The organism is Streptomyces sp. NPDC057623, assembly GCF_042800355.1.
Classification (GTDB): domain Bacteria; phylum Actinomycetota; class Actinomycetes; order Streptomycetales; family Streptomycetaceae; genus Streptomyces.
In genome coordinates this window covers 132,316-151,938 of record NZ_JBHVGZ010000008.1, presented here as the reverse complement: position 1 = coordinate 151,938, position 19,623 = coordinate 132,316, and the positions used below count along the sequence as shown (strand labels likewise).

General features: G+C 70.2%; 20 protein-coding genes. 7 read left to right on the top strand and 13 right to left on the bottom strand.

Annotated elements, in window-relative coordinates; translation table 11 throughout:
* The first annotated feature begins 37 nt into the window (after positions 1–37).
* A complete protein-coding gene (locus ACFU95_RS11795; protein ID WP_383825382.1) occupies positions 38–1,351 on the top strand; it encodes an MFS transporter in 1,314 nt (437 codons plus the stop codon).
* 20 nt (positions 1,352–1,371) lie between these two features.
* Here ACFU95_RS11795 and ACFU95_RS11790 read toward each other — a convergent pair whose 3' ends face one another.
* Positions 1,372–1,950 (bottom strand): GNAT family N-acetyltransferase, encoded by a 579-nt coding sequence (locus tag ACFU95_RS11790; protein ID WP_383825379.1) that lies wholly within the window; start codon positions 1,948–1,950, stop codon positions 1,372–1,374.
* Between the two features lie 317 nt (positions 1,951–2,267).
* Between ACFU95_RS11790 and ACFU95_RS11785 the strand changes: the two genes are divergently transcribed.
* The gene (locus ACFU95_RS11785) at positions 2,268–3,488 is read left to right on the top strand and encodes an RNA-guided endonuclease InsQ/TnpB family protein (protein WP_383825376.1); all 1,221 of its coding nucleotides are present in this window, start codon (positions 2,268–2,270) and stop codon (positions 3,486–3,488) included.
* Positions 3,489–3,523: 35 nt separating this feature from the next.
* Here ACFU95_RS11785 and ACFU95_RS11780 read toward each other — a convergent pair whose 3' ends face one another.
* From ACFU95_RS11780 to ACFU95_RS11755, 6 genes are all read right to left on the bottom strand, one after another.
* The gene (locus ACFU95_RS11780) at positions 3,524–4,162 is read right to left on the bottom strand and encodes a flavin reductase family protein (protein ID WP_383825373.1); all 639 of its coding nucleotides are present in this window, start codon (positions 4,160–4,162) and stop codon (positions 3,524–3,526) included.
* Positions 4,163–4,236: 74 nt separating this feature from the next.
* A complete protein-coding gene (locus ACFU95_RS11775) occupies positions 4,237–5,082 on the bottom strand; it encodes an enoyl-CoA hydratase/isomerase family protein (protein WP_383825370.1) in 846 nt (281 codons plus the stop codon).
* A gap of 34 nt (positions 5,083–5,116) precedes the next feature.
* Positions 5,117–7,342 carry an acetate--CoA ligase family protein gene (locus ACFU95_RS11770; protein WP_383825368.1) on the bottom strand — a complete coding sequence of 742 codons (2,226 nt, stop codon included), beginning with the start codon at positions 7,340–7,342 and terminating at the stop codon, positions 5,117–5,119.
* Between the two features lie 119 nt (positions 7,343–7,461).
* Positions 7,462–8,976 carry a flavin monoamine oxidase family protein gene (locus ACFU95_RS11765; protein ID WP_383825365.1) on the bottom strand — a complete coding sequence of 505 codons (1,515 nt, stop codon included), beginning with the start codon at positions 8,974–8,976 and terminating at the stop codon, positions 7,462–7,464.
* Positions 8,977–9,149: 173 nt separating this feature from the next.
* Positions 9,150–10,337 carry a flavin-containing monooxygenase gene (locus tag ACFU95_RS11760; protein WP_383825363.1) on the bottom strand — a complete coding sequence of 396 codons (1,188 nt, stop codon included), beginning with the start codon at positions 10,335–10,337 and terminating at the stop codon, positions 9,150–9,152.
* A 157-nt stretch (positions 10,338–10,494) separates the two neighbouring features.
* Complete coding sequence (locus ACFU95_RS11755; RefSeq protein WP_383825360.1) at positions 10,495–10,815, bottom strand: GYD domain-containing protein; 321 nt, start codon at positions 10,813–10,815, stop codon at positions 10,495–10,497.
* A gap of 189 nt (positions 10,816–11,004) precedes the next feature.
* Between ACFU95_RS11755 and ACFU95_RS11750 the strand changes: the two genes are divergently transcribed.
* From ACFU95_RS11750 to ACFU95_RS11735, 4 genes are all read left to right on the top strand, one after another.
* Positions 11,005–11,418, top strand: a complete 414-nt coding sequence (locus tag ACFU95_RS11750) for a hypothetical protein (protein ID WP_383825358.1) — start codon at positions 11,005–11,007, stop codon at positions 11,416–11,418.
* A gap of 191 nt (positions 11,419–11,609) precedes the next feature.
* On the top strand, positions 11,610–12,761 hold the full coding sequence (locus tag ACFU95_RS11745) for an RNA-guided endonuclease InsQ/TnpB family protein (protein WP_383825355.1): 1,152 nt from the start codon (positions 11,610–11,612) through the stop codon (positions 12,759–12,761).
* Between the two features lie 186 nt (positions 12,762–12,947).
* Positions 12,948–13,394 (top strand): DoxX family protein, encoded by a 447-nt coding sequence (locus ACFU95_RS11740; RefSeq protein WP_383825352.1) that lies wholly within the window; start codon positions 12,948–12,950, stop codon positions 13,392–13,394.
* Positions 13,394–13,795, top strand: a complete 402-nt coding sequence (locus tag ACFU95_RS11735; RefSeq protein WP_383825349.1) for a Zn-ribbon domain-containing OB-fold protein — start codon at positions 13,394–13,396, stop codon at positions 13,793–13,795. Before ACFU95_RS11740 ends, ACFU95_RS11735 begins: the two co-directional genes overlap by 1 nt.
* Before the next feature lie 72 nt (positions 13,796–13,867).
* Here the strand turns inward: ACFU95_RS11735 and ACFU95_RS11730 are convergent, their stop codons facing one another.
* From ACFU95_RS11730 to ACFU95_RS11710, 5 genes are all read right to left on the bottom strand, one after another.
* Positions 13,868–14,647, bottom strand: coding sequence for an aminoglycoside phosphotransferase (locus ACFU95_RS11730; RefSeq protein ID WP_383825347.1), 780 nt, complete (start codon positions 14,645–14,647; stop codon positions 13,868–13,870).
* Between the two features lie 69 nt (positions 14,648–14,716).
* Positions 14,717–14,854, bottom strand: coding sequence for a hypothetical protein (locus ACFU95_RS11725; RefSeq protein WP_383825345.1), 138 nt, complete (start codon positions 14,852–14,854; stop codon positions 14,717–14,719).
* A complete protein-coding gene (locus ACFU95_RS11720) occupies positions 14,851–15,885 on the bottom strand; it encodes a radical SAM protein (protein WP_383825343.1) in 1,035 nt (344 codons plus the stop codon). Before ACFU95_RS11720 ends, ACFU95_RS11725 begins: the two co-directional genes overlap by 4 nt.
* A 215-nt stretch (positions 15,886–16,100) precedes the next feature.
* Positions 16,101–16,550, bottom strand: a complete 450-nt coding sequence (locus tag ACFU95_RS11715; protein WP_383825340.1) for an ATP-binding protein — start codon at positions 16,548–16,550, stop codon at positions 16,101–16,103.
* Entirely contained in the window at positions 16,547–16,774 is a 228-nt protein-coding gene (locus ACFU95_RS11710; protein WP_383825337.1) for a hypothetical protein, read from the bottom strand. The genes ACFU95_RS11715 and ACFU95_RS11710 overlap by 4 nt, the downstream gene beginning before the upstream one ends.
* 328 nt (positions 16,775–17,102) lie before the next feature.
* Here ACFU95_RS11710 and ACFU95_RS11705 point away from each other — a divergent pair, with 328 nt between their 5' ends.
* On the top strand, positions 17,103–18,425 hold the full coding sequence (locus ACFU95_RS11705) for a DNA-binding protein (protein ID WP_383825335.1): 1,323 nt from the start codon (positions 17,103–17,105) through the stop codon (positions 18,423–18,425).
* Positions 18,426–18,435: 10 nt separating this feature from the next.
* On the opposite strand, the gene ACFU95_RS11700 is transcribed toward ACFU95_RS11705, so the two are convergent.
* Positions 18,436–19,464 (bottom strand): NAD-dependent epimerase/dehydratase family protein, encoded by a 1,029-nt coding sequence (locus ACFU95_RS11700; RefSeq protein WP_383825332.1) that lies wholly within the window; start codon positions 19,462–19,464, stop codon positions 18,436–18,438.
* Positions 19,465–19,623 lie beyond the last annotated feature (159 nt).

Below are 19,623 nucleotides of genomic sequence, written 5' to 3'. Positions count from 1 at the left end.
ATGGCTTCGTGGCCGCGCAGGCCCGAAGCTCGTTGTCGTGACGCAGACAACCGAAGCCACCACCGCCACCGTCGAGAGGACCCCGCCCGGGCCGGGTCGTCCCCGCATCCACCGCGCCTGGTTCGTCGCCGCCGTCGCCTTCGTGACGATCCTCGGCGCGGCCGCCTTCCGCTCCCTGCCGGGGCTGCTCATCGACCCGCTGCACCAGGAGTTCGGCTGGTCGCGCGGCACCATCGGGGCCGCCGTCTCCATCAACCTGGCCCTGTACGGCCTCACCGCCCCCTTCGCCGCCGCGCTGATGGACCGCTTCGGTATCCGGCGCGTGGTCGCGTTCGCGCTCGTCCTGATCGCGCTCGGCTCGGGCCTGACGGTGTGGATGACGGCGGCATGGCAGCTGCTGCTGTGCTGGGGTCTGCTGGTGGGCCTCGGCACCGGCTCGATGGCGCTGGCCTTCGCCGCGACCGTCACCAACCGCTGGTTCACCGAGCGGCGCGGCCTGGTCACCGGCATCCTCACCGCCGCTTCGGCCTCCGGCCAGCTGATCTTCCTGCCCCTCATGGCCCTGATGGTCGACGGGGGCAACTGGCGTCCGGCCGCCGTCACGGTCTCCCTCGCGGCTCTCGCGGTCGTCCCCTTCGTCCTGCTGCTCCTGCGTGACCACCCGGCCGACGTGGCCCTGAAGCCGTACGGCGCGAAGGAGTTCGTGCCCAAGCCGGACCCCGTACGGGGCGCCGCGCGCCGCGCCGTCACGGTCCTGCTGAAGGCGGCCCGCACCGGCCCCTTCTGGCTGCTGGCCGGCACCTTCGCGATCTGCGGTGCCTCCACCAACGGCCTCGTCCAGACCCACTTCGTGCCCGCCGCCCACGACCACGGCATGCCTGTCCCGGCCGCCGCCTCGCTGCTCGCGGTCATCGGCGTGTTCGACGTGATCGGCACGATCGCCTCCGGCTGGCTCACCGACCGCTTCGAGGCGCGCCGCCTGCTCGCGGTCTACTACGCCCTGCGCGGTGTCTCGCTGCTGTTCCTCCCGATGCTGCTGGCCCCGTCGGTGCACCCGCCGATGCTGTTCTTCATCGTCTTCTACGGCCTCGACTGGGTCGCCACCGTCCCGCCCACCGTCGCCCTGTGCCGGGAGCAGTACGGCGAGGACAGCGCGATCGTCTTCGGTTGGGTCCTCGCCTCCCACCAGGTCGGAGCCGCGCTGGTGGCCGTCCTCGGCGGGGTCGCGCGCGACGTCTTCGGCTCGTACGACGTGGTCTGGTACGCGTCGGGCGCGCTGTGCGCGGCGGCGGCGCTGATGGCGCTGGTGATCCGGCGGCGGCCGGTGGCCCCCGCGATGGTGGCTGCGTGAGGAGTGACTCCGGGAGCCTCCTACGTCAGATCGAGGCTCCCCGGTCCGGACCCGAGTCCGGGGGCCGGGTCCAGGCGTAGCCGCACGTAGTGCGTGTCGGTCGGACCTGACGGGCCTGACGGGCCGGGGCGCCGGTGGCCGTCGGGGGTCCAGCCGTGGCGGGCGTAGAAGGCCCGGGCCCGGGTGTTGCGCTCCCAGACTTCGAGGACCCCGTTCGTGAGGGACGCGTCGCGCAGGTGCCGCACGAATGCCGCGTGCAGTAGGCCGCCGATGCCCTGACTCCAGCTGTCCCGGCGGACGTGGATCTGGTGCAGTTGGCCGGTGGTCGTGGCGTTCATGTCCGCGTCCGCCGGCTCGCCCATCGAGAGGATGCCCGCCAACTCGCCCTCCCGCACGGCGCACAGAACCGTCCGGTCGTCCGCCTGGAGGGCGCGCCTCCACGCGTTCCGCCGGTCGGCGCGTGCTTCGGGAGAGACCAGCTCCGCCTCCGGGATTCCTCCCGCCAGGTAGTAGGCGGCGCGGGACCGGGTGTGCAGGTCGGTGATCTCTTCCACGTCGCTCGGGGCGGCGGCTCGCAGCAGGATCCGGGGAGTCGTCACCCTCGCAGACACGCGCCCTACGAGGTGCGCGGTTCCGCGGTTCCCTTCACCTGTTTCTTGCGAGGCGGCCCCGGCGTTCACGCCGGGGAGGAATCGCATCCGGGTGGCGTGACGCGGAGCGTCGCCGTATCCGGTTCAGGGCGCGGAGCGCCCGTGCCGCCGTAGATATCGCCAAGGTGATACGAACGCGTGTTTCCGTGACCGCTGGTCGGGGTGATGGCTGGGGAATCGGGGGCGTTTGTGCGGCTGTCGTACGTATGGTCTTTCGGAGGGTTCGGGACGGCACGGTGTCCCGGCCGGGGATCGTGAGGGGCGAGATGGCGCGGGTGGGGGCGGCTGTGGAGGCTGGGTGTGCCCGCTACACCTACCGGCTTCGCGTGTCGTGCGCTGCTGGCGCCGCCTTGGCGGCGGAGTGGGGCCGCTGCCGCTGGGTGTGGAACGAATGCGCTGGCAAGTCCAGGGCCGTACACCTGCACAACAAGGCCACCGGCCAGAAGGCCACCTGCGGTCCCGCCCAGCTCGACAGGATGCTGACCGAAGCCCGCGCTCGTACACCGTGGCTGCGTGAGGGCTCGTCGGTTGTCCAGCAGCAGGTCATCCGCGACTTCGGCCGCTCCCGCGCCAAGGCGCTCAGGGACATCGAAGAGCGCCTGCCCATGGCACGCCGGGCGGGTATGCCCGCGTACAAGAAGAAGCACGAGACGCTGGCGACCCTCAACTACACCCGGCGCGGGTTCCGGTTGAAGGACGGCCGTCTGCACCTGGCGGGCGGCATCGTCCTGACGGTGGTGTGGTCGCGGGAACTGCCGGCCGAGCCGTCCTCGGTACGCGTCTACCAGGACAGTCTCGGCCACTGGTACTGCTCGTTCGTCGTCCCCGCCCAGGTCCAGCCCCTGCCGGAGACCGGCCGCGTACTCGGCATCGACTGGGGTGTGAAGGAGACCGCGACCACCACATCCGATGCCCACGACCTCCCCCATTCCGGGCATGGCAGGAAGGCCGGGACGAAGCTGACGCGGTACGACCGGATGATGGCCCGCCGTCGGCCGAAGAAGGGCCGGCCCGCATCGAAGGGCTACCGCGAGGCGAAGAAACTGCGGGCAAAGGAGCACAAGAAGGTTGCCAGGCAGCGTGAGGACACCGGCCGCAAGTGGGCCAAGAAGGTCGTCCGCGACCACGACGCCATCGCTGTCGAGGACTTCCGTCCCAAGTTCCTCGCCAAGAGCACCATGGCCCGCAAGGCCGCTGACGCCGCCATCGGCGCCACCAAGGCCGCGCTGATCGAGATGGGCCGCAAACACGGGCGGGACATCCGTCTCGTCCACCCCGCGCACACCACGATGGACTGCGCGCACTGCGATGCGAGAGCCAAGCATCGCCTGCCGCTGGGTGAGCGCACCTACACCTGCACCGCGTGCGGAAACACGTCCCCAAGGGACAAGAACTCCGCACACGTCATGCTCGTCCGGGCTGGTCTCAACCCGGCTGGTGCCGATGGCGCAAGACCTCCTGGAGCACTGCTCCAGGAGGCGGCCTGAGCCAGGAATCCCCTTCCCTTCAGGGAGGGGAGGATTCAAAGGAACCGCCCCTTGTGGAACAGCAGCGGCGCCATGTCCCCGTCGCTCGCCCCCAGGGCGTCCACCCGGCCTACGACGATGAGGTGGTCGCCCCCCGTGTGCACCGCGTGGATCGTGCAGTCGATCCACGCGAGCGTGCCCGCGAGGCGGGGCGAGCCGGAGACGGGAGCCGCGTCGTGGGCGACCCCCGCGAACTTGTCCGCGCCGCGCACCGCGAAGGCGCGGCACAACTCGCCCTGGCCGGCGCTCAGGACGTTCACACAGAAGACGCCCGCGCGCGCGATGCGCGGCCACGTCGTCGACGTGCGGCCGACCATGAAGGCGACCAGGGGCGGGTCGAGGGAGAGGGCGGAGAAGGACTGGCAGGCGAAACCGGCGGGGGCGGGCAGGGAGCCGGGGGCGCCGGCGGTGGCCGGGGCGGGTGCCTGAGGGTCGTCGGTGGTTCCTGGTGCCGTGACAACGGCCACGCCCGTCGCGAAGTTCCCGAGCACCCGCCTGAACTCCGCCTGCCCGACCGGCGCCCGCTCGTCCTCGCCGACGCAGCGCAGTGCCGGGCGTGGCGGCGCCGTCACGGGCGGTGCGTCGGCCGACCTGAGGTAGCGGACGGCTGCGGCGGCCATTGCTGCGTGTCCCATCACACCGACCATTGAACCTGACGGTATGTCAGATAGGAAGGGGCGCGATCGCACCGGCCCACGCCGGGCCGCCCTCACCGCCCCCTGTACTCGGCGCTCCTGCGCTCCACGAAGCTCGCCACTCCCTCCCGGGCGTCCCGCGTCGTCATGTTGATCTCCTGCGCGGCCGCCTCCGCCGCGAAGGCGGTGGCGCGGTCGGCGTCGAGGGAGGCGTTGACGAGCTGTTTGGTGAGGGCGAGGGCGCGGGTCGGGCCGGCGGCGAGGCGCTCGGCCCACGCACGCGCCGTCTTGTCCAACTCGTCGTCCGGGAGGACGCGGTTGACGAGCCCGAGCCGCTCCGCGTCCGCGGCGGTGAGGGCGTCACCGAAGAACATCAGCTCCTTCGCCCGCCGCGGGCCGATCAGGCGGGGGAGCAGATACGCCCCAGCACCGTCGGGGACGAGGCCACGTCGTACGAACACCTCGATGAACCGGGCCGATTCGGCGGCCAGTACGAGATCGCAGGCGAACGCGAGATGGGCGCCGAGGCCGGCCGCGGTGCCGTTCACCGCCGCGATCACCGGCTTCTCGCAGTCGAGGACGGCGGCGACGAGGCGCTGGGCGCCGAGCCGGATCGTGCGGGCGACGTCGCCGGGAATCCGCTCGCCCGCCGCCTGGGCCGCGGCCGTGGATCCGCCCTGTCCGCCCCGCAGATCCGCCCCGGTGCAGAAACCGCGGCCCGTGCCGGTCAGGACGACGGCCCGTACGTCCGGGTCCGCGGAGGCGTCGGCGAGCAGGTGGATGACGCGTTCGCGCTGGTCAGGGGTGATGGCGTTGAGGGCTTCGGGGCGGTTGAGGGTGATGCGGCAGACCTGATTGTCAGTGGCGTGCAGTACCAATGACTCAACGGAATTTCCGGACACATGGGGGGAAGCGGGCATGTTCACTTCATTATCCGAATCGTCGGAGTTGACGTCAGCCGCACACGACCAACGCGTCCAGCGCCACCGCGCCCTGCCCCCGGGGCAGCACCATCAGCGGATTGATGTCGAGCTCCGCGAGGTCGTCCCCGAGCTCCAGCACCATGCGCTGCACACGCAGGACGACTTCCACGAGCGCGTCGAGGTCCGCCGGGGGCCGCCCCCTGACCCCGTCGAGGAGGGCCCGCCCGCGCAGTTCCGCGCACATGTCCCGGGGCTGCTCCTCACCGAAGGGCGGCACGCGTACGGCCGTGTCGTGCAGTACCTCCACGAGCACCCCGCCCAGTCCGACCGTCACGGTCGGGCCGAACAGGTCGTCGTGCGCGGCACCCACGACCATCTCGACGCCCCGCTCGACCATCTGGCAGACCAGGACGCCGTCCAGCGAGACATCCTCGTAGCGGGCGATGTCGGTCAACTCGCGATAGGCGTCGCGGACCTGGCTGGCGGACGTGAGCCCGATCTTGACCAGGCCGAGCTCCGTCTTGTGGGCGATCCGCGCGCCGGACGCCTTCATCACCACGGGGTAGCCCACCTGCCCCGCGGCCCGCACGGCCGCCGCCGCGCTGGTCACCAGCTGCTCGCGCGGGACACGGATGCCGTACGCCCGCAGCAGTTGCTTCGCCGCGTGCTCGCTCAGCTGCTCGCCCGGGCGTATCAGTGCCTGCGCTTTGCGGAAGGACGGCGAGGGCGTGCGCGGGGCTTCGTCGAAGGGCGAGCGGTAGCCGGCCACGAAGCGGTGGTGGTCGAGGTAGGCGCGGACCGCGGTGATGCAGTTCGCCACCGTGCGGAAGGTGGCCACGCGCGAGGACCCGAGCAGGACTTCGCGGTACGCGGGCTCGGTGCCGACCGGCGACCCCCACACCACGCACACCAGCTTGTCCGTCCGCTCGGCGGCGTCCACCAGATCCCGCACGAGCCGGTCGCTGAGCGGCGGGAAGGGGCCGGTGACGGGGCAGATCAGCACCCCGACCTCGGGGTCGGCGAGGATCGCGTCGATGATCTTCCGGCCCCGCCAGTCGCCGACCGGGTGCCCGCCGTTGTCGACCGGGTTGGCCACGCTCAGATACTCCGGTATCCATTGGTGCAGCTCCGCCTGCCTGGCCTCCGACAGCGCCGGCAGCCGCAGCCCCGCCTCGGTCGCCAGGTCGGCGAAGTGCGCGCCCGTGCCGCCCGAGATCGAATAGACGACGACGCCGTCGGCACGGGGCGGCCGTGCGCGGGCCAGCAGGGCCGCGGTGTCCTGGAGTTCGTCCAGTCCGTCGACCCGGATCACCCCGTACTGCCGCATCGCCGCGTCCACCACCGCGTCCGCGCCGGTCAGCTTGCCGGTGTGTGAGGCGGCCGTGCGGGCGCCGGTCTCGGTGCGGCCCACCTTGACGGCGACGACGGGCACCTTGCGGCGGGCGGCGCGGTCGGCGGCGAGCAGGAACGAGCGGCCGTCCTTGAGGCCCTCCACATAGCAGGCGATGGCACCCACCTCGGGCCGCTCGGCGAAGTAGGAGATGAAGTCGGCGGTCTCCAGGTCGGCCTCGTTGCCGGTGGGTGCCCAGTGGGAGAGGCGGATGCCGAGCTCCTGGAGGGCGAACACGGGGCGGCCCTGGTGGCCGGACTGGGTGATCAGGGCGATCGCGGGACCGTCCAGGTCGTCGCGGAAGCGTTCGAAGGCGTTGAGGTTGGTGTTGGGGCCGAGCAGCCGCATCCCGGACCGCTCGACGGCGGCGGCCAGCCGGGCCTGCGCGGCGGCGCCCTCCGCACCGGTCTCGGCGAACCCGGAGGCGAAGGCGACGGCGAACTTCACCTTGGCCTCGGCGAGTTCCTCGATCACCGGGAGGGGTTCGGCGACCAGCAGTACAGCGAGATCGATCTGCTCGGGCAGGTCGGCGACGGAGGGGGAACAGGGGATGCCGAAGACGGACGGGCGAGTCGGATGCACCGGGTGGAGCCGGGCCCCGACCCGCTCGGACCAGGCCATCAGCTGGCGGGTGACACCGGTGTTCGGCCGGCCCTCGGCGTCGGAGGCGCCGATCACGGCGACCGACTCCGGCCGGAAGAAGCGGTCCAGATCGGGTACGTCGGAGTACAGCGGACGGCCGCTGACGTCGAGATCGTCGACATCGGCCGGCCGGCCGTGCACGGCGGGCCCGGGCTGCTCGCCACAGGCGATGACCCGGGCTCGGCGGGAGTCGGTGGTGAGGGTGCCGTGGGTTGATCCAAGCATCGGTCCGCCCGCTCCTGTGTGACAGCGATTAACTGACGCAGTGTCAGATTAAGGGAACTGACGCCACGTCAGGAATGGCTGTGCACGCAAAGTTGGCCGGAGAGCGCGGACCGCGCTGCTCACAGCACCGCCAGCACCTCCTTCGCCACCCGCTCACCCGACCGCACCGCCCCGTCCATGAAGCCCATCCAGTACGTGGAGGTCTCCGTCCCGGCCCAGTGGATGCCGCCGACGGGCGCGCGCAGGGCGGGACCGTACTGGGTCAGGACGCCGGGCGCCGCGATGGAGACGGGGCCGCCGCGGGTGTGTGCCTCGTTGTTCCAGCGTTGTAGGACGAAGGAGGTGGGGGAGGCCGCTTTCGCGCCGAAGTAGGTCGTGTAGTCCTTCAGTACGGCCGCCCGGACCTCCGCCTCGCTCACCGCGTCCAGCTTCCGGGCCTCGTCAGCCTCGATGAAGCCCATCAGGGCGCCGTAGGAGGCGTCGGGCGGGGAGTTGTCGAAGGTGGAGCTGATGACGCCGGTGTCGCTGACGACCTGGCCGTTGAGGCCGTCCGCGCGCCAGAAGGGGGTGTCGTAGATCGCGATCGCCTTGCCGACCGAGGCCATCGGCAGGCGCTGGGTGAGCTGGTCGCGGGAGGCCGGCAGCACGGGGTCGTAGGTGATACGGGCCGCGATCGGCGGGGGCACGGCGACGACGACCTTCTTGGCGGTGACGGTGACACCGTCGGCCGTGACGACGTAACCGCCACCGGACCGGGCGATCGTGCGCACCGGGGCGCTGAGCACCACCCGGTCGCCGAGGGTGGCGGCGAGTTTGACCGGCACCAGCTGGGAGCCGCCGACGAAGCGCAGTTCCTGGGCGCCGTTCGCGGTCTCGGTGAGGCGTTCCAGGGTGCCGGGGTTCGAGGAGTTGCCCGCGGCGGCTATGTAGAACAGGACGAACAGGAAGGAGAGTTCGCGGGGTTCGGCCGAGAAGATCGACGTGCAGGCCACGTCGAAGAGGAACTTGGCCGACGGGACGACGGCGTTGGCGCGCAGCCACGTCTCGAAGGTCTGCCGGTCCCATTCGTCGGCCTTCTCGGCGGTCCAGGGGGCGTCGACCGGGATCTGCTTGGCCAGGTCGTCGAGCGTCGCCTGCACGATCGCGGCGTTGGCGAGCCCGGCCGCGTCGATGGGCGGGACCGCGCCGAGGATGCCGTCGGTGGCGTAGGGGGTCTTCTTGCCGTCCTTGTAGAGGAGGTTGTCGCCGGTGTTGTAGGTCGGGAAGGTCCCGACGCCGAGGGAGTCGGCGAGGGCTCTGATGCGGTCCTGGGTGGGGCCGATGAACTCGCCGCCGCCCTCGGGGACGCCTCCGTTCGCCAGGTCCAGCCCGACGACCCGGCCGCCCACCCGGTCGCGGGCCTCCAGGACGACGACCGACTTGCCGGCCGCCACCAGGTCGCGGGCCGCGGTGAGTCCGGCCAGGCCGGCGCCGACGATCGCGACGTCGGCCTGGCGGGTGGCCGCCGAGGCCGTGCCGGATCCGGTCGCGGTGAGGGTGGCGGCACCGGCCGCGGCGGCCGCGCCACCGAGGAGGGAGCGCCGGGAGACCCGGGGGAGTCGGGTGTGCTGGGGGTGCTGTCCTTCGTGTGCCACGTGCGTCCTCCGTCGTGCGGGAGAGAGGGAGTGGAGCCAGAAAGTTGAACAGTGCTCACATTCTGGCTCCGTGCGGTGGCGCGGTACAGCTCTCACGCAACTTCTGACTCGTAAGTAACAGCAGATCTACGCAAGAGAGTTGAGAGTGTCTGAGCGAAGCCCGGAAGCCGGCGTCAGACCGGCAGCCGGGAGACGCGTCGGCTGCCGTCCCCGGCGATGGCCTTCGCTATCTTCTGGGCGTCGATCGCCATCTCGCGGAGGTTGCCGCTGATGGGATTGGTGTAGCCGGTGAAGTACAGGCCGGGGGCCTGGGCAGGGGTCCGTGCGCCCTGGACGACCGGCCTGCCGCGGGGGTCGAGCACGTCGAGGTGGCCGAGGAACCCTTCGAGTCCCCGGACGTACCCGGTGGCCGCGATGACGGCGTCCGGGGAGACGCGGCTGCCGTCGGCCAGGAGCACCTTGTCGTCCTCGAAGCCGTCGACGGCGGCCACGATCTCGACGCGGCCCTTGCGTACGGCGTCGACGAGGCCGACGTCGAGGACCGGGATCGCGCCGTCCTTGACCCGGCTGTAGAGGCCGGAGTCCGGGCGCGGCAGCCCGTGGGCCGACAGGTCCGGCACGCTGAGCCGGGCCACGGGCCGGGCGAGCCGGTCGACGAGCCCGACCGGCAGTCGCCGTACGAGGATGCTCGTGCGCTGGGCGGGCCAGCCGGCGGTGGAGCGGCGGACGATGTGCGGGGCGGTACGGACCGCGAGCCGTACCCGTGCGGCGCCGCCCTCCACCAGGTCCACGGCGATCTCGGCACCGGTGTTGCCGACACCGACGACCAGGACGTCGCGGCCCGCGTAGGGGGCCGGGTTGCGGTACTCGCCGGCGTGCAGGAACTCGCCGGTGTAGCCGACGCGGCCGGGCCAGTCCGGGACGCGCGGGGTGTGGTTGTGGCCGGTGGCCACGACGACCGCGGCGCCGGTCAGTTCACGGCCGCCGGTCGCGCGCAGCAGCCAGCCGGAGCCGTCCGGTGCGGGCTCGACGCGGGAGACCTCGACGCCGGTGACGATCTCCAGGTCGTGGTGCTCGGCGTACTTCTCCAGGTAGCGCACGACGTCGTCCCGTGACACCCAGCGCCCGAAGCGGCGCGGCATCGGCAGCCCCGGCAGAGCCGACAGCCGTCGGGTGGTGTGCAGATGGAGCCGGTCGTAATGGCGCCGCCAGGAAGCGCCGACCCGGTCCGACTTCTCCAGCACGACGGCCCGCAGCCCCCGGGCGCGCAGCGCGTGCGCGACGGAGAGTCCGCCGGGGCCGCCGCCGATGACGTAGACGGGGCGGTCCGTGGGGGTCGGGGACGCTGTGGAGTCGGCCATGTCCGGGAGCGTAATCACGCAGCCGGTTGATGGGTCTCGGTCAAGCCCGGAATTGGTTGCGGATCGATCACGGCTGTAGGAGGGGTGGGTGGAACCTGTGGCGTAGATCTCCTGGTTGTGGGGGTGGGGTGGGCAAGGGCGCCGAAAGTCTGTCCCGTTACGCGCCGGGCGCGCGGAACGTGACCTGGCGGCGGGTGGCCTTGTCGATCTCGTCCAGGGTGAGGAGCGGAGTGGCCCGGGTGCGCAGGGCCCCGCTGGCCTTGACGGTGAGGCTGACGGCGGCCATGGAGACCGCGTCGGGGAAGTCGATGACGCACACGAGGTCGTCCTCGCCGAAGGCGAAGTACATGGCCTCGACCTTGCCGCCGAGATCGTTGACGACCCGGTCGACGGCGGCGCGGCGGCCGCTCGCGCCTTCCTTGAGCAGACCCTTCGCGCCGTCGGGCGTGTAGGTGGCCTGGATGAGGAACTTGGGCATGGGGCTGCTTCCTGACCTCGCTCGTCCGGTACGCAGCATGGCCTTCCCCCGGCACGGCGGCGGCTGCTCACGGAAGGGCGGGATTCACCCGTTGGGCGCCGGACCTCGGACCCCCTGGCTCAGGTACTCGGGTGGGGCTGAGTATCCGCGCTCTGTTCGGTGACCGGGTGAGGCGAAGACGCTTGGACCATGCGTCAAGGACATCAAGGACCACAGCGCCCCGTTCAGCTGCTGCTGCCGATCCTCGTGCCGGCCGGACTCGCTCTCGCGGGGTGGGCCGCCTGGCTGGGCTGGGACCAGCATCGCGATGTGCATCCCGACGGGAGCACGACCGGCCCGTACGAGGCGTGGCAGGTGATCGGGCTGGTGCTGACGCTGTTGGTGCCGGTGTACTGGGCGGCCTCCCGGCGCCACGCCAACGGTGCCGTGCTCGGCACCACGGCCGGTCTGACCGTCGCGGCCTTCTACGACTGGTCGGACGACGCCAGTGGGCTGTTCGTGATCGGGGTGGGGATGGTCATGGTGGGGACCCTCGCCGTGACCGCCGCCCTGGCCGCCGTGATCGGCGCGGTCATCGCCCCGCGACGCGGCCAACCGGGCTGAGCCCGTGTGCGGGTGGGGGGCCGGAGAGCCCTCGGGCGGTGGCCGCTCACGTCCCAAGTCCAGCCTTTTCATGGCCGAGACAGAGGAATGGTTCGGCAGGCCAAATCACTTGACAATTAGTCATACCGAAAAGGAAGATCAGAGGGTCACCGTGAGGCTCAGGGAGACGTGAAACGCCGGGGAGGTGAGCCATGAAGCTGCGGTACAACGAGCGGATCTATCCGACCGGTCGGCAGCAGCGGGATCTGGCGCGCTTCTTCGGGTGTGCACGCGTGATCTACAACGACGGATTGAGGGAGCGGCGTGCAGCGTGGAGGAACGGCGAGCCGTACATCTCCGACGTGTCATTGCAGAAGATGGTCATCACGGCTGCGAAGAAGACGCCGGAGCGGGAGTGGCTGAAGGAAGCGCCCTCGGTGGCGCTGGTGCAGTCGCTCGCGGATCTGCATGCCGCCTACCGGAACTTCTTCGCCTCCAAGAGGGGGCTACGGCAGGGGCCGAAGGTCGCACCGCCGAAGATGAAGAAGAAGTCCGGGCGTCAGTCGATCCGGCTGACTCGTAACGGGTTCGTGCTGCGGGGCAATGGGAAGCTGTTCATCGCGAAGCTTGGGGATGTCGAGGTGCGCTGGTCGCGTCCGCTTCCCTCCGAGCCGTCCAGTGTCACGATCATCAAGGACTCCACGGGCCGCTACTTCGCGAGCTTTGTGGTCGCAACCGAGGACAAGCCACTTCCCGAGCTGGATATGGACGAGACCGAGACCGGTATCGACGTGGGCCTGTCTGCCTACGCGGTCCTACGCGGCCGGAAGATCGCTTCCCCCAAGTTCTTCCGGCGGCAGGAGAAGAAACTCCGCCGGGCGCAGCGCAAACTGTCCCGCGCTGAGAAGGGATCGAACAATCGGCGCAAGGCCAAGCATGCCGTAGCCAAGATCCACAGCAGGATCGCGGACCAGCGCCGCGACTTCATCGAGCAGGAAACCACCCGCATCGTCCGCGAGAGCCAAGCGGTCTATGTGGAGGACCTGAACCTGAAGGGCTTGGGATCGGCGAAGGGTAAGCGCGGCAAGTCCGTCCATGACCAGTCGCTCGGCATGTTCGCCAGCACTCTCGAAGCGAAGTGCGCACGGTACGGGCGCGGCTTTGCCAAGGTCTCTCGCTGGTTCCCCTCCACTCAGATGTGCTCCACCTGCGGCAGCATCGAAGGACCCAAGGGGCAGGCAGGGCTGCGGATCCGGTCGTGGACCTGCTCATGCGGGGCTGTCCACGACCGGGATCAGAACGCGGAAGCCAACATCCGCGCCGAAGGGCGCAGGATCTTCGCGGCGGGGCTCGCCGAGAAGTAAACGCCTGCGGAGCGCGTGTAAGACCCTGCCTAGCCAGGGCGGTGCGTGATGAAACAGGAACCCGCCAGGGCCCGCGCTGTGCGGGCGGATGGAACCCTGGGCCTTCAGGCTCAGGAGGAGGCCAGTGCCCTGTGCTTCACGACAGGCGATTGTCAGGTCCCGCTTATCTGACGTACCGTCAGATCCATGGACGCGATCTGGCTCACAGGTGCGCAATGGCTGGCCGTGCTCCGGATAGGCCTCGGGCTGTGGTGGCTGGAGAGCTGGCGGCACAAGGACAAGAAGAGCTGGTTCGAGGGGGCGGGGATCTCCTGGGCGGCGGACGTGGCGGCCAAGCACCGCTGGAACGCCGTACGGTCCGGCTTCGAGACCGTCGTGGCGCCACGGCCGCGGACGATGGCGTACGTCGTCCTGTACGCGGAGCTGGCCCTCGGGCTCGGGCTCGTCCTCGGGTTCCTGACGCCGGTCGCCCTCGTCGGCGGGCTGCTGCTCAACGTCCTCTACTTCACCCTCATGATCCACGACTGGGGCGAGCAGGGGCAGAACTCGATGATGGCGCTGATCTCGCTGGTCGCGCTGTTCGGGATGTCGTGGCAGTCGTGGTCGGTGGACAGCGCGCTGGGGCTGTTCTGATGGCGGGGCAGCGCCACGACCTCCCGGAAGCCGACGCCTTCACGCGCACGTACTGGGACGCGGCGGCCGGGGGAAGGCTGCTCGTCCGCGCGTGCCGGGCCTGCGGACGCGCCCACCACTACCCCCGCGAGTTCTGCCCGCACTGCTGGAGCGAGGACGTCCACTGGGAGCCCGCGAGCGGCCGGGCCACCCTCTACACCTGGTCCGTCGTGCACCGCAACGACCTGCCGCCCTTCGGGGAGCGGACGCCGTACGTCGCCGCGGTCGTCGATCTCGCCGAGGGGCCGCGGATGATGACCGAGGTCGTGGAGTACGGGGACGCCGGACGGCTGCGGGCCGGCATGGAGCTCTCGGTCGCCTTCCGGGACGGGGTGCCGGTGTTCCGGCCGGCCGCAAGGTGAGCGAAGCCGGCTGAGTGCCGCTCCGCTGCGGGGAGTTGTTGGGCCCCCGCGCCACCGTGTTGGGAGAAGCCGTCAGCGGTGGGCGCTCCAGGTGCGGGCGGCGTTTAGCATGCCGAGCACCCAGGGCTCCGTCTGGCCGCTCGCGATCCCTTCCCAGACGCTGACGGTGGCGCGGGCGAAGACGTCGAGACTCTCCGCCGGAGCGGTGTGCCATGCGGGGACGTGGGCGGCCCACTGCTCGGCCTGGGCCGGCGTGTGCCCGGAGTTGATGAGCCACACGACCCACAGAGCGGGGTCGATCCATGCTGCTCCTCGGGAGGCCCATGCCCAGTCGACGATCACGGCGCGGTTGGTGATCAGGATGTTGGTGGGGAACCAGTCCGTGTGACAGAGAGTGTCTCCGGCGAACAGCTCCGGGGCGTCGGTGTGTGCCTTCATCCGGTCGGGCATGGTGCGTGTGATGCTGTCCGGCGCCTGGACCGTGGAGACGCGACCGATTACGTCGGCCACCAGCGGGAGGTCGGGAGAGCCGGGCGCGTAGTCGGCGTGGCTGCCGGGGATGGCCTCAAAGGCGAGGAGGTCCCAGCCGCCTGCCTGGATGTGCCACAGCAAGGCCGGGGCGATGCCTCGCACGTGAGGGTTGACGTCCGCCTCGCGCGCCTGTGTCCACACCCGTCGGTGCTCCTCGCGCAATCCCTTGACGAAGATCGTCGCGTCTGCAGTGTGGATAAGGGCGGCGATCTCGCTGTTGAGGCCCGCGTTCAGGTTCTCCGTCTTGATCACAGAACCGGCCTTGGCTTCCACGAGGGCCAGGACGTCGGCGGGAAGCTCGGGCAGGCGCACGGTCGGCATGGTGGCCACCTTTCCACACAGGGCGGGGCTCCGGCGCGCGATGCGCCGGAGCCCCGGATCGGATGGGGATCAGTTGTAAGGGTTGTCGTCGCCGCATCCCGGGAGGGTCCCGGCGGCGCCGGTGTAGGTCTCCACGTCGTCGATGAGGACGATCTCGTCGGTTTCCTCGGTCCGGGTGGGGCCGAGTTCGAGCAGGAGTGTGCTCATGTTGTCTCCTTCATTCCGTGCTGGCAGTAGTGGTGCAGTGGTGCCTTCGCCTCCTGGAAGACCTTCGCCATCGGCCTGCACACCCGACATGAGTCGGAGAGCTTGCAGCCGTTGCATCCTCCGGTGCGAAGCATCAGGGACTCGGCGATGCCGCCGAGCCGGGCGAGTCCGTCCGTGCCTTCCGCGATCAGGTCGACGTTCGGTTCGCGGCTGACCTTGCAGATCGACGCGCGGCCGAACGGGTCGGTGTGGAAGAACGTGACGCCGGCGGGGCAGCCGGTGAACGGCGCTCTGCTGGTGAGGTGTTCGGGTGATTGCGACGGCAGCGGCTCGGCGGTGCCGTGGATCGTCGGTGAGAGGTTCGCGTACTCGCGGAACGGCAGCCCGAGCCGTTTCGCCCACACGCGCATCGCGTCGATCTCGTGTGCGTTCTGCCGCGTGATGATCAGGCTCAGATCGAGATTCAGACCGGCGTCGACGGCCTTGTCCAGCCCGGTGGAGAACCGCTCGAAGGCGCCTCGGTTGCGGGTCACGGTGTCGTACGTGTCGGCCGTCGCGCCGTAAACGCTCAGCGACATCTTCGAAGGCGGCAGCTCGACAAGCAGCTCCAGGACGTGGTCCTTGTGCAGCCGCGATCCGTTCGACAGCAACTCGACCTGCATGCCCAGCTCATGTGCGTACCGGTATGCCGCTGAAAAGTCCGGGTCGATCAGTGGTTCGCCGCCTGTCATCTGAAGCCAGATGACCCCCGCTTCGGTCATGACCTCCAGCAGCCGTCGTTTCCCGGCCATGTCCAGGCCTTCGAACCGTTTCTCGCCGAGGTAGCACATCACGCAGTCGTAGTCGCAGCCGAGGTTCAGTTCCCAGGTGGCCCGGCTGATCCTGTAGGGGCCGCTGGCACGGATCAGGACGGCTCCTGCGGCGGGGCGCCCGGCGAGGTCGAATTTCCAAAAACGCCTGGCCGCGTCCGCGAGCCACGCAGGGACTGGTTCGCCGCCGGAGACGGCCGCCTTGAGCTGCACGAACTTCACGCGGGGGATCTTGAGGGCCTTCGGGCTTCCCGGACGTAGCACCAGGTGATCGTCTTGGAACGGACTCGCGATCAAGTCATGCATGCTCGCGTCACTACCTCTCCGTGTCGTCGGTGGTGGCGGATGGTGTTGTGGTCCGGAGCGGTTGGAGCAAATGAGGCAGCCCCGGCCGGTGGACCTGACTTCTTCGAGGGCCTTGTCGATCCCCTCGAGGATCACGAGGACGCCTTGAGCTCGACCCATACCGCCTTCCCGCCGCCTCGCATCGCGAAGACGTCCCACGCCGCGGCAAGGGCGTCCACCATGTTCAGGCCGCGGCCGCCCTCTTCACCGTCGCCCGACTCGCGTCGTACGACGGGACGCGATGAGGCGTCCGTGACCCACACCCGGAGCCTGTCCGGCTCCGGTTGCTCCAGCGTCAGCCTGCACCGGCCCGGCTCGTCCCGAGTCGCTGCCGGTGGGCGTGCATGCCGTACGGCGTTGGTCACCAGCTCCGACACGATCAGCTCGGCATCGTCGGCCAGTTCGTCGAGCGACCAGCACCTGAGTGTGGTGCGCGTCGACAGACGGGCTAATGCAGCAGAGGAGGCCACCAGGGACAGTGTCTGCGTGTAGGTCGGCACCGTGTGCGAGGCGGGCCTGAGGTCGGGGGCGATCAGGATCACGAGGCCGTCTCCCGCACGCCGTACATGCCCGTGCACGGGGTGAACGCGTACAGGCGGACGCCGGTCAGACGGAGTATCCGGACGGGAAACCGGCGGTCCGGGGTGCCGCTGCACCAGCAGCACGAGGTCCCCGCGCGCTGCCGGTCACTCAGTCTCTCCAAATGGATCAAGGGGGCGTCCACGAGTTCACCGGCTGCGGAGGTGGGGGTGGTTCGCGTCGTCATGGGTCGTCTGCCTCGCCCTAGCGGTCGCGGTCGGCGCCCCGGCTGCCCTCGGAGGAAGGGGGGCGGCGGGGCCGTATGCCGTCGGGCTCCGGGCGGGTACGTACGGATTGCGGAGCGTCGAGCGACGACGGACAGATTCCGCCCGTTCCGGGTGGCGTCGCCATGCCGTACCGGGTCTCATCCGGTGCTCTTTCAGGTGACCGACGTGGCGTGCGGGTAGCGTCAACGTGTCATGTGCGGTGGGGGTGTTGTGCTGCCGGGGCGTTGGCGGTTCCCCTTCCAGTGAGGGAAACGCCGACGCGAGCGCGTCGGCAGACCGGGGAGTGACATGAGTACGACGGCTCGGACGCTGTTGAAGGTCTTAGTGGATCAACGGCGTTGGCGCTACGTGGACTTCGAGCGTGCCTTCCGCCGCGCGGCAGCTCAGGCACTCGATGAGGGGTCCCGGAATCTGACGGTGTCCGAGGCGCAGTTTCGGCGCTGGACGGGCGGTCGGGTCCAGACCCTTCCAGGCGCCGAGGCGTGCACGGCGCTGGAGCACATGTTCGGGGTCGATGCGGCAGCGCTGTTTGATGCGCCTCCCTCCGTTGCACCCGCACCCACGTTCAACCTGGAAGACGAAATTCTGATGACTGCACATGACGCCCAGAGCGAGGCCGCCGAGGCTGCCGCCGCTTCCATCTCGGATACGACCCTTGACCAGCTGCGGGACGACGTGGCCACGCTGGCGCGCACGTACAGCAGCACGGCGCCTCTCGACGTGTTCCAGCAGACACGGCGGCTGCGTGACGAGGCCGAGACACAGCGCGGCCGGACGCAAGTCCCGGCGCAGGCCCAAGAGTTGCTGATCGTGGCGGGCCAGGCTTGCGCGCTGCTGGCCACGGCCGCATTCGACCTCGGGTCACTGGACGGGGCAAAGCGCTTGTGCCGTTCGGCGGCTCTGTATGGGGAGACGGCGCGGTTCGATCCGCTGCGCGGGTTCGCCGGCGGGACGCTGGCGTACATCGCGTACTTCTCGAATCAGCCTGCGGAGGCCGCGAGGCTGGCGCGGCAGGCCCAGATGTTCACGGGCCTGGGGGATGTGGCACGACGCAGGCTCGCGGCGATCGAGGCCCGCGCGTTCGGGTACCTCGGTGATGCCGCCTCCGCGCAGCGGGCGTTGGACGCCTCGCAGCTCGACGGACCGGGGGCGACAGACGACCTCCATGACGGGGTGGCCGGAGAGTTCGGCTTTTCCGCCGAACGCATCGCCATGTCGAACAGTTCGACGTGCCTGCTGCTCGGTGATGGGGGCCAGGCCGAGACCGCCGCGACGAGGGCACTGGAGCTTGCGGCCCAGCGACCGGCGCAGCAGCGCTCAGCCCGCGTGGTCGGTGGGGCAGGTGCGGATCTGGCTGCCGCTCGGCTGCTGCGCGGTGACCTCGATGGCGCGGCCGACGCCCTCGAACGGGTGTGGGTCGTCCCGCGCGACCAGCGCGCCACCGGACTGCTGACCCGCACCTCCCGGGTGCGGCGCGCGCTGACCGGCGGACCGTTCCGGGGTGCCCAGCTTGCCGGAGAACTCGGCGAGCGGATCGAGGACTTCACCCGCCTGTCCGCACAGCATCAGCTCGGAACCGGCTCCGGCCCCCTGGCCGCCCTGGAGGCCTGACCAGCGCCTGTCAGCCAGCTCCCGGGAGAGACGCCAGGATCTTGGCCTCCTTCTCGGGGGCGATGCCGTGTTCGGCCCACCGTGGATGCTCGACGGGGCGCCCGTCGGCCTGAATCCAAGTCCAGGTGTCGGCGATCGTCTCGCTCAGCGGGCGGCAGCGCAGACCGGCAGTCACGGCCCGCGAGGGGTCGACGGCCCACACCCCGGCGTGCGTGCGCCACAGCGGGAATTCCGTCCACTGCTTGACGCCGTGGCGGGTGAGGTCCTCCGGCGCTGCCCAGACGGGCCGCCCTGCGGCGCTGGTCACGGTCAGGCACGCGGTCACGAACTCGGCGAACGTCAGCCCCTCGGGGTGGGCGACGTTGAAGGCCTCGCCGGCGTTCGTATCGGCAGCCTGGTCCAGGGCGAAGGCGGCCACGTCGCGGACATCTACCGGCTGAATCCGCCGCTGGCCCGGAGACGGCGCGAGGATCCGGCCGCCGCGCTCGGCACGGGTAAGCCACCAGGGCAGGCGTCCGACGTACTCGCCGGGGCCGAGGATCACCCCGGGCCGCAGGAACACTGCCCGGTCGCCGAGCGCTTCGGACACGGCCCGCTCTCCCCCCGCCTTCTGGAACCCGTACTTCGTCGGGGAGCCATCCGGACCGGTGTAGCCGAACGTTTCGTCGGCGTCCGCCGGACAGTCGAGAAGCGGCGATTCCTCCGTGAGGGGGTGGTGGGGCCAGCCCTGGTACACGGACACCGTGGAGATGTGCACCCACCGAGCGGCCTGACCGGCCAGAGCACGTGTGGCCAGGAGAACGTCACGAGGCGGAAGTTCTGAGCTGGACGTGTCCACCACGGCATCCCACGCACCGTGTCCAGCCAGCCGCTGAAGGTCTTCCGGGTCGGTCCGGTCACCATGCACCGCGTCAACGCCGACGACATCGGGTCCCGAACGGCCACGGTTGAACGTTGTCACATACCACCCGCGCGCCAGTGCGCCGACGACCAGCTCTTTGCCCAGGAACCATGTACCACCCAGCACCAGAATCCTCATGGGCCCTGATCCTGCCGGGCGGATTGGCCCAGAGGAAATTCACGGAACCGACAGGAGACACATGGGGAATGCGCCCGCGCGAGAAGTGGGCCGCAGCGGTGAGCAGCGTAGCGGCCGGCTGGTTGAGCTGAGGCCTGGCGGACGCCGGTTCGACCCGCC

Coding starts and splice junctions, on each gene's coding strand:
- ACFU95_RS11730 (WP_383825347.1), bottom strand. CDS start 14,647: ATGCCGACCGTGCGCCTGCCCGAGCTTCCCGCCGACGTCCTGGCCCTC.
- ACFU95_RS11770 (WP_383825368.1), bottom strand. CDS start 7,342: ATGCTTGGATCAACCCACGGCACCCTCACCACCGACTCCCGCCGAGCC.
- ACFU95_RS11725 (WP_383825345.1), bottom strand. CDS start 14,854: ATGAGCACACTCCTGCTCGAACTCGGCCCCACCCGGACCGAGGAAACC.
- ACFU95_RS11760 (WP_383825363.1), bottom strand. CDS start 10,337: ATGGCCGACTCCACAGCGTCCCCGACCCCCACGGACCGCCCCGTCTAC.
- ACFU95_RS11750 (WP_383825358.1), top strand. CDS start 11,005: ATGCGTCAAGGACATCAAGGACCACAGCGCCCCGTTCAGCTGCTGCTG.
- ACFU95_RS11780 (WP_383825373.1), bottom strand. CDS start 4,162: ATGGGACACGCAGCAATGGCCGCCGCAGCCGTCCGCTACCTCAGGTCG.
- ACFU95_RS11755 (WP_383825360.1), bottom strand. CDS start 10,815: ATGCCCAAGTTCCTCATCCAGGCCACCTACACGCCCGACGGCGCGAAG.
- ACFU95_RS11705 (WP_383825335.1), top strand. CDS start 17,103: ATGAGTACGACGGCTCGGACGCTGTTGAAGGTCTTAGTGGATCAACGG.
- ACFU95_RS11745 (WP_383825355.1), top strand. CDS start 11,610: ATGAAGCTGCGGTACAACGAGCGGATCTATCCGACCGGTCGGCAGCAG.
- ACFU95_RS11735 (WP_383825349.1), top strand. CDS start 13,394: ATGGCGGGGCAGCGCCACGACCTCCCGGAAGCCGACGCCTTCACGCGC.
- ACFU95_RS11700 (WP_383825332.1), bottom strand. CDS start 19,464: ATGAGGATTCTGGTGCTGGGTGGTACATGGTTCCTGGGCAAAGAGCTG.
- ACFU95_RS11740 (WP_383825352.1), top strand. CDS start 12,948: ATGGACGCGATCTGGCTCACAGGTGCGCAATGGCTGGCCGTGCTCCGG.
- ACFU95_RS11775 (WP_383825370.1), bottom strand. CDS start 5,082: ATGCCCGCTTCCCCCCATGTGTCCGGAAATTCCGTTGAGTCATTGGTA.
- ACFU95_RS11785 (WP_383825376.1), top strand. CDS start 2,268: ATGGCGCGGGTGGGGGCGGCTGTGGAGGCTGGGTGTGCCCGCTACACC.
- ACFU95_RS11710 (WP_383825337.1), bottom strand. CDS start 16,774: ATGACGACGCGAACCACCCCCACCTCCGCAGCCGGTGAACTCGTGGAC.